The organism is Pyramidobacter sp. C12-8, from assembly GCF_002007215.1.
Lineage (GTDB): Bacteria > Synergistota > Synergistia > Synergistales > Dethiosulfovibrionaceae > Pyramidobacter.
This window is the reverse complement of record NZ_MUHX01000002.1, coordinates 134,982-144,844: the sequence shown is the minus strand read 5'-3', so window position 1 is coordinate 144,844 and position 9,863 is coordinate 134,982. Positions and strand designations below refer to the sequence as shown.

Annotated in this window: 9 protein-coding genes; 8 read left to right on the top strand and 1 reads right to left on the bottom strand. The window is 56.8% G+C overall.

What is annotated here, in order from left to right; translation table 11 throughout:
* Positions 1 to 179: 179 nt before the first annotated feature.
* Complete coding sequence (greA, locus tag B0D78_RS01330; protein ID WP_078015186.1) at positions 180 to 674, bottom strand: transcription elongation factor GreA; 495 nt, start codon at positions 672 to 674, stop codon at positions 180 to 182.
* A 238-nt stretch (positions 675 to 912) separates the two neighbouring features.
* Between greA and B0D78_RS01325 the strand changes: the two genes are divergently transcribed.
* The 8 genes from B0D78_RS01325 to B0D78_RS01290 all read left to right on the top strand — a co-directional run bounded on the left by B0D78_RS01325 (position 913) and on the right by B0D78_RS01290 (position 9,829).
* Positions 913 to 2,613 (top strand): ribonuclease J, encoded by a 1,701-nt coding sequence (locus B0D78_RS01325; RefSeq protein WP_233543510.1) that lies wholly within the window; start codon positions 913 to 915, stop codon positions 2,611 to 2,613.
* A gap of 63 nt (positions 2,614 to 2,676) precedes the next feature.
* Entirely contained in the window at positions 2,677 to 3,486 is an 810-nt protein-coding gene (locus B0D78_RS01320; RefSeq protein ID WP_240496081.1) for an undecaprenyl-diphosphate phosphatase, read from the top strand.
* A gap of 3 nt (positions 3,487 to 3,489) precedes the next feature.
* Positions 3,490 to 4,092, top strand: coding sequence for a Maf family protein (locus tag B0D78_RS01315; RefSeq protein WP_078015183.1), 603 nt, complete (start codon positions 3,490 to 3,492; stop codon positions 4,090 to 4,092).
* Complete coding sequence (locus tag B0D78_RS01310) at positions 4,089 to 5,999, top strand: DUF5693 family protein (protein ID WP_143521668.1); 1,911 nt, start codon at positions 4,089 to 4,091, stop codon at positions 5,997 to 5,999. The genes B0D78_RS01315 and B0D78_RS01310 overlap by 4 nt, the downstream gene beginning before the upstream one ends.
* 1 nt (position 6,000) lies before the next feature.
* Positions 6,001 to 6,993, top strand: coding sequence for a polysaccharide pyruvyl transferase family protein (locus B0D78_RS01305; RefSeq protein WP_078015181.1), 993 nt, complete (start codon positions 6,001 to 6,003; stop codon positions 6,991 to 6,993).
* Positions 6,994 to 7,052: 59 nt separating this feature from the next.
* Positions 7,053 to 7,748, top strand: a complete 696-nt coding sequence (locus B0D78_RS01300; protein WP_078015180.1) for a cell division ATP-binding protein FtsE — start codon at positions 7,053 to 7,055, stop codon at positions 7,746 to 7,748.
* Positions 7,735 to 8,619, top strand: a complete 885-nt coding sequence (locus tag B0D78_RS01295) for a cell division protein FtsX (RefSeq protein ID WP_078015179.1) — start codon at positions 7,735 to 7,737, stop codon at positions 8,617 to 8,619. Before B0D78_RS01300 ends, B0D78_RS01295 begins: the two co-directional genes overlap by 14 nt.
* A 67-nt stretch (positions 8,620 to 8,686) precedes the next feature.
* On the top strand, positions 8,687 to 9,829 hold the full coding sequence (locus B0D78_RS01290; protein ID WP_168169950.1) for a murein hydrolase activator EnvC family protein: 1,143 nt from the start codon (positions 8,687 to 8,689) through the stop codon (positions 9,827 to 9,829).
* Positions 9,830 to 9,863: the final 34 nt, after the last annotated feature.

The window sequence follows — 9,863 nt, the reverse complement described above, 5'->3', positions numbered from 1 at the left end:
CAGGTCTTGGGACTCGTCCCTACGGGGGTTCTTATTCCGTAAGCGATTGCCCTGCTTTCTTGCTCCAAAAATTGCACAAACGGAAACGAGTGGGATATAATAGAAAAGAGGCACAGCCCATCATGCTGAGCCTCTCGGCGTTTTTATATCGCGGTCCGCAAAGAGTTTGGCCGTTGGAACTATTTGACTTTGATCTTGCGAATCTTGAGCTTGCGGATTCCCATCGGGACCTTGACGGGCACTTCGTCGCCCACCCTTTTGTTCATCAGGGCCCGCCCTACGGGGCTCACGGAAGAAATGAGACCCTTTTCCGGATCGGATTCTTCCGAGCTGACAATGGAGTAGACGAACTCCTTGTTGTGGGTGATATCCATGATGGTCACGGTCGTTCCCACCGAAACGTGCGAATTGTCCAAACTGGCCGAATCGATGATTTTGGCGCGTGAAAGCTGATATTCCATGACTTGGATCTTGCCTTCGAGTTTGGCCTGGTCGTCCTTGGCCGCGGCATATTCGGCATTTTCGCTGAGATCGCCGAAAGAACGGGCCTCTTCGATCCTGCGGGCGATTTTATAACGTTCTTCGCTTCTGAGCTGTTTTAATTCGGTGCTCAGTTTGTCATAGCCTTCCTGAGTCATTAAAACAGCGTCGTCGTTGTGCTTGTGTTCAGCCACTTTTATACCTCCAGTTGGGGAAAGAAAGATTGAAATGCAAAGATGCCTTATACAATACTATTCTAGCAGAATTGTTCTTTCATTGCGAGAGCCATCGCAAAAATCATAGACAAGGAATGTTGAGATGAAAAATAATTCGAAGAGTGCAATATCAACGCAGCCCGCAACGGCGTCGCCCCAGAGAAAGGGCACCAAAGGGACGTACAGCCGGCGCACAATCAGCGAAAAAGGGACGGCAATGAACGTCTCACGCGCAGCCTATGCCCGCAGAAGAAAGATCGCCTCCGCGCCGACTGAAACGCTGAAGTTTATTCCTCTGGGCGGCCTGGGGGAGATCGGCAAGAACATGTACGCCATAGAGTACGAAAATGACATTGTGGTGATCGATGCCGGTCTGATGTTTCCCGATGAGGAGATGCTGGGCATCGACTTTGTCATTCCCGACATCTCCTATCTCGAAGAAAATCGAAAAAAAATCCGCGGCATCCTGATCACCCATGGGCATGAGGACCATATCGGCGCGCTGCCGTTCGTGCTGCCCAAGCTGGACGTCCCCGTGTACAGCGCCAAGCTTACTCTGGGCATGATCGAGGGGAAGATGCTGGAAGCCGCGCCGCGGTACAAGCCGCGGCTGGTGGAGGTCAAGGCCGGAGAAACCGTTGCGCTTGGCGTTTTCAAGGTTACGTTCATTTCCGTCTGTCACTCGATCCCCGACGCTTTGGGGATCGCCGTCGAGACCCCCCTCGGCGTCGTGCTCCATACGGGCGATTTCAAGTTCGATCCCACGCCTGTCGACGAACACGTCACCGATTACGCCGCTTTCGCCGAACTGGGGCGGAAGGGCGTGCTGCTCATGGCTTCCGACTCCACGAACGCTGAACGCGAAGGTTTTACAAAATCCGAAAAGTCGTTGATCGGGTCCATCGACAATCTTTTCCGCACCTACCGCAACCGGCGCGTCATCATTTCCGCTTTCGCCAGCAACCTTCATCGCGTCCAGCTGGTCCTTGACGCGGCGGCGCGCTTCAACAGGAAGGTCGTCTTCGCCGGGCGCAGCATGGTCAACAACGTCGAGCTGGCAATACGTCTGGGCTATATAAAGGCTGATCCCGAGACCGTCGTCCCTCTTGCCGAGATGGATTCTTACAACGATTCCCATCTTGTCGTGATGACGACCGGCAGTCAGGGAGAACCTTTTTCCGGGCTTGTTTTGATGAGCAAAGGCGCTCATCATCGAGTCAAGCTTGACAGCAAGGATGTGGTGGCCCTTTTCGCCAATCCCATTCCCGGCAACGAAAAATTGGTCAGCAACACCATCAACAGACTTTTTGAACTGGGATGCGAAGTCCTGTACGGCAGGGAGGCGGGGCTGCATGTTTCCGGGCACGCCTCCAGAGAAGAGCTGAAAATGCTTCTCAGCATGGTGAAGCCTCGATATTTCGTTCCCGTTCACGGCGAATATCGCATGCAGATCCGCCACTCGCAGCTGGCCGAAGAAGTGGGGATCCCCGAAAAAAATGTTTTCATCATGAACAATGGCGACATCCTTTCCATCACGCGGAATTCGGCCGGGGTCAAAAGCAAAGCGCCGGCCGGCGCCGTGCTGGTAGACGGTATGGCGCTGGGGGAGAAGGAAGGCTCGATCCTGAAGGAACGTCAGGAACTTTCGGAGAACGGGGTCCTCGTGGTCTCGATCACGCTTGACAAGAAAGGACGTCTTGTCGGCGAGCCTTGTTTCGAGAGTTACGGCCAGATCCATTTCAAGGACGCGGAAGGGATGCGTCAGGAGTTTTCCGAAGCCGTCCGCCGCGCTTTGAAACGCGAGGCTTTGGAAGACGACGAGCTTTTGAAAAAGCAGATTTCCCTGCGATGCAAGGAGCTGCTGAGGAAGTACATGCGCAGCGCCTCCGCTGTGATTCCGTTGATCGCAAGGTTATAACGAGACACTGAGATTCGTTCAGAGCTTTTAGGCTCTGAACGAATTTTCTGGCGGATAAATTCTGTGAAACGGGTGAAAGTGATGACTCCATTTATTTCCAGCCTTTCGCAAGGCGTGTTGCAGGGATTGACCGAGTATCTGCCGGTCAGCAGCTCCGCGCACTTGGCGATATTTCAGCATGTGACGGGGAACGGCGAGGCGGGACTGGCGTTCGATCTGGTACTGCATGTGGCTACGGTCTGTTCTACGCTGGTTTATTTCGGCACAGACATTGTGCGGATGCTTTTCGAATTCTTTCGCGGTTTCAGGATGCCGGTCGGACAGAAATCAGACGGATGGTATTTCGGCTGGGCCGTCATCTTCGGATCCGTTCCCACGGCGATCATCGGTCTGCTGCTGAAGCCCTTCGTGGAGAGAATCGGCGCTTCGATGGCGGGCGTCGGCGGTGCGCTTTTGGTGACAGGCGTCTTGATGCTGATCCTTGCGGTCGTTCCCGCCGGCACGCGTAAAATTTGCGTTTCCATCGGCCTTATTGTCGGCATCGCTCAAGGGATCGCGGTGATCCCCGGTATCTCGCGTTCGGGAGCGACGTTGGTTGCAGGCGTTCTATGCGGCTTAAGCGCGGCGGAAGCGTTTCGCTTTTCGTTTTTGCTTTCTCTCCCGGCCATAACGGGCGCGGCAGTGCTTGAACTACGCCATGCCGCCGGGGCGGGCGTATCCCTTCCCGAAGGCTGGCTTTATGGCGCGCTGCTTGCCTTTGTCTCCGGATTGATAGCGTTGTATGTGCTCCATCGCGCGATCCTCCGCGGGCGCTGGTGGATTTTCGCTCTGTACTGCGGAGCGCTGGGACTTGTCGCGCTGCTCTGGCTTTGATTCATGCGCATCAGAGATGTTCACGTGATCCTCGCGTCGGCAAGCCCCCGGCGCAAGGAACTCCTTGAAAAAATCGGCCTGAGCTTCGACGTCATTCCCGCCGATGTTGCCGAAGAGAGGATGGCCGGCGAGTCTCCCGCGCGCTTGGTCATGAGGCTTTCCGAATTGAAAGGGCAATCCCTTGCCGTGAAATATCCGCAGGCATTGATCATCGCGTCCGACACGGTGGTGTCTCTGGGAGCGGAAATTTACGGCAAGCCGCACGACGGCGCGGAAGCTTTTGCCATGCTCTCGTCTCTTTCGGGCAGGGAGCACGCGGTGTACACCGGCCTGGCGCTGTTCTGGAAGAGGCGCCGACTCTGTCGGTACGAGTGTACGAAGGTGCAGTTCAGGGAACTGACCGCCTCGGTCATAAAGAGCTATGTTGCGACCGGCGAACCTTTCGGCAAGGCTGGCGGCTATGCGATTCAGGGGTTGGGCGGTCTTTTCGCGCGGGCGATCCACGGAGATTACTCGACGGTCGTGGGGTTCCCGGTGTGTCTGTTCGGCTCTATGATGGAAGAGTTGAGGTTTTCTTTAAATCAACTCTGGGAGGTGTCTTCATGATGACGAAAACTAAAAATGACGCAAGGGTGTTTGTTTATTGTCTGTTCGCGGCATTGGCGCTTGCCATACCGTCTCTCATGTGGCGGTTGTTTCAAGAGCATGCGAACCGTTCTGCGCTGCTCGTGTTTGACCTGATGGAACTTCATTCCTTAAACGCGGAAGAGGGGCAGAATAGATTTGCGGCGCTGATGGAGGCGGGAATTTCTGCGTTCATGGTGCCCGAGTGCACGGCGGAAGATCTCGTCAAGGGGGCCGTCGATCAGGTAACGGCGGTTCCGGCAGCCGACGTGCCCGATTCAGTCCTCAGGAGTTTTTCTTATCCCTCGGGGACCGTCGTCATTCTCAGGGATCCGGCGCTGGCGGAACTGCAGCAAGAATATTTAAAGAGACGCTTCAAGAGCGGAGAGCGCGTCGCTGAGGGGCGGACCGTCTATTTCAGGATCCCGCGTCCTTATGTGCAGCTGGAAAAAGCGGGCGTCCTGCCCGATCTGCGTTCCATGCAGTACCTTTCGGCGGCCGGCGTGCCGTTGGTTTTCGCGCCGTCGCCCAGTGTGGGCAGCTCGGGTGAAGGGCTTGAGGAGAGCTTGACGTTTGTCTGCGACAATTTCTCCAGCGTCAAGGTCCTCTGTCCCACCGGAGAAATTGCCACAACTTACCCTGATACGGAACGACTGGGCAGCTTTGTCAAGGAACGCGGTTTGCTGATGGCGCAGGTAGAATTCTCGCGGCAGTACGGAGCGGACAGACAGGTCGCTGCCGCCTGGCCGAACGTCGTGTCGCTGCATGCCGTGGATCGCGAGGAAGTCCTGAAAAGGAATATCATCCGCCCCATTATGCTGAATCGCTTTTACCGCGCCGCAGAGGAGAGAGAAGTGCGTCTTCTGGTGCTCCGCGCGGATCCTTTGCGCGCCGTTGCGCCTCAGCTTGCCGAATATTGCGAGGACGTCAAGGCTCTGCGGGCGCGTCTCGACGGAAACGGCTTCAAGCGTCTGTGGCCGGCCCCCGCTCCGTCCAGCCCATGGATCAATTCGTTTTTTTCGGCGATCGCTCTGCAGATTTTGTTTTTGCTGCTGCTGGCGAGATATGTCGAGCGTTATTTCGACATGTCGCTCCTTTCTCGGAAACGTTTTTTGGGCGTCCTTGCGGCGACGGCCGTCGTCCTTGGCGTGTGCTCTTTGTACGCGGGAATCCTTTCCCGACTTGGCGGAGCGTTTGCCGCCGGGTTCCTGGCGGCGGAAGCTTCGCTGTTGGCCATGGATCGCTGGAAGGTGCCCCTGCGCGGGGCGGTTGAAGGTTTTCTGCTCGTGCTTGTCGGCGGTCTCGTGATCGCCGGCCGTTTTTCCGTGCCTCTCTATATGTATCGCCTGAGCACGTTCAGCGGCGTCAAGCTGAGCTTGCTCCTTCCGCTGCTCCTCATTCTGCTGATCGACGTGCATAAGCGCGAACATCCCGAATCATTGCCCGAGATTTTGTCGCGGCCGCCGCTTTGGGGCGAAATCGTGCTGGCGGGAACGCTGCTGCTGGGCGCCGCAGTAATGCTGCTGCGCAGCGGAAATTACGGGCTCGTCGGAACGTCCGAGATCATGTTCCGCGACTGGCTTGAGAAAATCCTCGGCGCCCGTCCCAGAACCAAGGAATTTCTCATCGGCTATCCAGCCCTGGTCGTCTGGTACTATCTAAAACGTCAGGAAATGTGGGCTCATTGGCGGGAAATCCTTCGCCTGGCCGTGACGCTGGCTTTCTCCTCCGCGGTGAACAGCTTCTGCCATTTCCATACGCCCTTGCCTTTGACGTTGCTTCGGGGCTTCAACGGATGGTGGATCGGCCTGGTGCTGGGCAGCCTCGTCCTGTTTGTCGGCGTACGCGTGGGGCGGCCGCTCTTCCGGCGGCTGCGCAGTCTCTTGTAAAATGACGCGCCGCTGGAAAGTTCTGCTCTGCGGCTATTACGGCATGGGAAATCTCGGCGACGAGCTGCTGGCGGCCGCGACCATTCGGCTTCTGAAAAACTGCGGCCTGAAGGAACGCGAGATCGCCATGCTGTCGGGAGAACCGAAAAAAAGCGTGGAACAGCATCGCGTTTATCCAATCGACCGCTGGTCCCGCCGGGATGTTGTCCGGGCTTTGAGGCTCAGCGAGACTTTGCTGCTCGGCGGCGGCGGGATTTTTCAGGACAGTTCCAGTTTTCGCAGTCCGTGGTATTATTGGACGGTAGTTAGATTGGCCAAACTCTGCGGCTGCAAAACATGGGCGGTCGGCCAGTCCATCGGCCCGCTGTCGCGCCGGATCAATCGCCTTTTGGCCCAAGACGCCTTCCGAAGCTGCGAGATCGTTTCGGTCCGGGATCTTCACTCGCAGACTTTTCTCAACGGACAGTGCCTTCTTTCGGACGATCTGGCCCTGGCGCTTCCTTTCGGGAGAGAGAGCCGGCGCCCCGAATATTTCCTCGTAAATTTCCGCCGTCATGACGGGGAGCTGGAGTACGAAGCCGCGAGGGCTTACGCCCGTTCGTCTCCTGCCGGGAAACTGAAAACCGTCGGAGTCGCGATGGACAAGAACGATCTCCAGCTGATGCGGGAGATCCGGGAACGCGGCGTGTGCGGAGTCGACGAGCTTATATATCCCGACGCTGAACAGCTGTCGAAACTTTTCAGCGGCGCCGCGGGAGCGTTTGGCATGCGCCTTCACTTTGGCGTGCTCTCGCTGAAGGCGGGCGTCCCATGCACGCTGATCCCGTACGATTCGAAAGTGTCCGATTTCGCCGGGCGTTGGGGAGGAACTCTATGGAACGGCGGCGGGGTCCTCTTTCCCCCCCCATGGCAAAAGCGGGCCGATCTGGAAGCGGCGTGCGCGGCGATCCAGTCCGACTTTGTCCTCTGCTTCGAAAGGGCAATGCGCTCGTGATTGTGGTATGATAATCAGCGGCGCTTTTGATTGGGAATGGCGACAGGAGGTGCATTGCTATGGAGATCCACATAAACGGACTGACGAAAATCTTTCCGCCGAACATCCAGGCCCTCAGCGATATTTATCTGGACATTTCGGAAGGAGAGTTCGTATACCTGATCGGCACTACCGGTTCCGGAAAAACGACGCTGATGCGGATGCTGACCCGGGAAGTGCTGCCGACACGAGGACAGGTCAGCCTCGACGGAATCGACCTGCGCCGGCTCTCGTCTTCCAGTCTGCCATACTTTCGACGCGACATCGGCGTGGTGTTTCAGGATTACAAATTGTTGCCGAATCTGACGGCATGGGAGAACGTGGCCTTTGTTCTCGAAGTGTGCGGGGTGCCGCGCGCGGAGGCACGCGAAAGAACCGACGACGTCATCGATAAGGTCGGCCTTTGGAATCGCAGGGGGCTTATGCCCGATCAGCTTTCCGGCGGAGAACAACAGAGAGTCGCCATCGCGCGGGCGATCGTGAATGCGCCGCGCCTCTTTTTGGCGGACGAACCGACCGGCAACCTGGACGTGCATACGGCGGAGTACGTGATGAAACTGCTGCTGTCCATCCATGCCGCGGGAACCACCGTGATCGTGGCGACGCACGATCAGCACTTGGTCGATACGTATCGTCAGCGCGTGGTGGAACTGCACATGGGACGCCTGGTCCGCGACGAGCGGGAAGGGAGGTACAGCATCAGTGGGGACTTATAGGTATGTTGTGCGCGACACGCTGCGGCTGTTTTTTCGTCACTGGGGTTTGAGCCTTCTGACGCTGGTCACCGCCGCCTCGGTCTTTTTTCTTGTCGGGGCAAGCTCTCTTCTGGCGCTGAATATCCGCAAAATTGCCGTGAACATCCAGAGCGACTTGGTAATACAGGCTTATGCTTCCTCGGAGGAAGCGGTGCATCACATTATCGACGCTTTGAAGGATAACCGTGACATTGCGGAGCTGAAGTACATCTCCCCTCAGGAGGGGCTGGATCGTCTGCGCGCGAAAATGGGCGCCCAGTCGAAAGCGGTGACGCTGTTGGGAGACAATCCTTTGCCCTGGACGATCGAGATCAAGGTGAGACAAGCTCCGCTGGTGACTTCGATCGTCAAGCAGCTTTCGGGGATGAGCGAGATCGACGACTTGATGTACTCCGGAGCGCTGGCCGAACGTCTGGTGAAGCTGTCCTCGCTGATTTCCAAAATCGCTCTGACGGTTCTCGTGATCGCGATGCTTGTGAGCGGCCTGGTCTTCTATAACACGATTCGCATCGGCATTTATTCAAGGCGTCAGGAGATATCGGTGATGCTTCTTGTCGGCTCGACCCGCTCATACGTGGCGTCTCCCTTCGTCCTCAACGGAATGCTGCTGGGGCTGTTAGGCGCTGTGGCCGCTGTGATCCTGCTGCATTATGGACAGCTGCATGTCATGGGGACGATCGATGCGGTCCTGCCGTTTCTGCGTCAGCAGTTGCAGTGGAGAGAGATCGTTTTGCTCGATCAGGTCCTGCTTTGCGCAGGTGTGACGATGGGGTGGCTGTGCAGCTTTATCGCTGTGCGCCATTACATAAAAAATGCGGCTGCCCCGCTTTAGAACCTGCGTCCTGCCGGTCTTGAAACGCCGCTTGCGCTCAGGAAAAGCCGTCTGGCTTTCCCTTTGCGTGGCGCTCGTTCTCGGCTCTCCGGCCTTGAGCGCGTCAAGCCTCGACGACAAGATCGCTCAGCAGAAAAAGCAGCTGGATCTGCTGAACAAACGCATTCAATATCATACTCGCGAACTTGCCGAAGCGAAGGCAAAGGAAAAGGGGTATCTGCGCGAACTGTCTGTGTTCGATCACCGCGTCCAGCAGTCCGAGGAGCAGATTGCCCTGCTTGATCTGCAGATCGAAAAGAACGAGCGGGAACTCAAAGAGGTCGGCGAAAGCATTGAGGAGCATAATAAGCGCATCGGAGCTTTGCAGGATATCCTCTCAAGACGGTGCGTCGCTATTTACAAATACGGCGGCGCGGCTGATTTGAACGCGATGCTCTCGGCGGCGGACCTGGCGGAGCTCAACAACCTGACGTATCTCATGAATCGTTTGAGTCGCCAGGACGAGAAAGACATCGAAGCTCTTGAAGCGGAAAAGTTGGCTCTGAAAAGCGACGAATTGAAACTTCAACAGACGCGCGGGCAATTGGCTCAGCGCCATAAACAGCGCACGCGGGAACAACAGGCCAATAAGCAGGCTGGAGCTCACCGCAGGGAACTTTTAGCTCGCGTGGAGAAGGATAAAAAAGCCCACGAAGCGGCGATGCGGGAGAGCGAGGAAGCCGAAAAAGCCCTGCAGAAAAAGATTGCCGAATACCTTAAGAAGAAGGCCCTTGCCGCTCGACCGGGGAAAAATAAAGGCGGCCGTATTCCCGCTTACGAAGGCAACGGCAAGTTCGACTGGCCGGTTCCAGACCGAAAGGTGACAAGCCGCTTCGGGATGCGGGTTCATCCTCGGTTCAAAACGAAACGTCAGCATACGGGCATCGATATCGCCTCTCCTCTGGGAACGCCGATCAAGACTGCCGGCCCCGGGGAGGTCATCTTTGCGGGGTGGATGAGAGGATACGGCCAAGTGGTCATCATCGATCACGGCGGCGGTTACGCCACTGTTTACGCTCATATGAGCAGGATTCAGGTCGATGAAGGGGACACCGTGAAGAGAGGGGCCACGATCGGCAGGGTCGGCATGACCGGCGTAGCGACCGGGGCGCATCTCCATTTCGAAGTGCGTGTGAATGGAGAGGCTCGCAATCCGTTGAAATATTTGTAGTGGAAGGAGTAGAAAGAGCCCTTTTGGGGAACTC

What these genes read in the sequence shown, in the direction of transcription:
- B0D78_RS01325 (WP_233543510.1), top strand. Translation starts at nt 913, where the DNA reads ATGAACGTCTCACGCGCAGCCTATGCCCGCAGAAGAAAGATCGCCTCC.
- B0D78_RS01315 (WP_078015183.1), top strand. Translation starts at nt 3,490, where the DNA reads ATGCGCATCAGAGATGTTCACGTGATCCTCGCGTCGGCAAGCCCCCGG.
- B0D78_RS01310 (WP_143521668.1), top strand. Translation starts at nt 4,089, where the DNA reads ATGATGACGAAAACTAAAAATGACGCAAGGGTGTTTGTTTATTGTCTG.
- B0D78_RS01305 (WP_078015181.1), top strand. Translation starts at nt 6,001, where the DNA reads ATGACGCGCCGCTGGAAAGTTCTGCTCTGCGGCTATTACGGCATGGGA.
- B0D78_RS01300 (WP_078015180.1), top strand. Translation starts at nt 7,053, where the DNA reads ATGGAGATCCACATAAACGGACTGACGAAAATCTTTCCGCCGAACATC.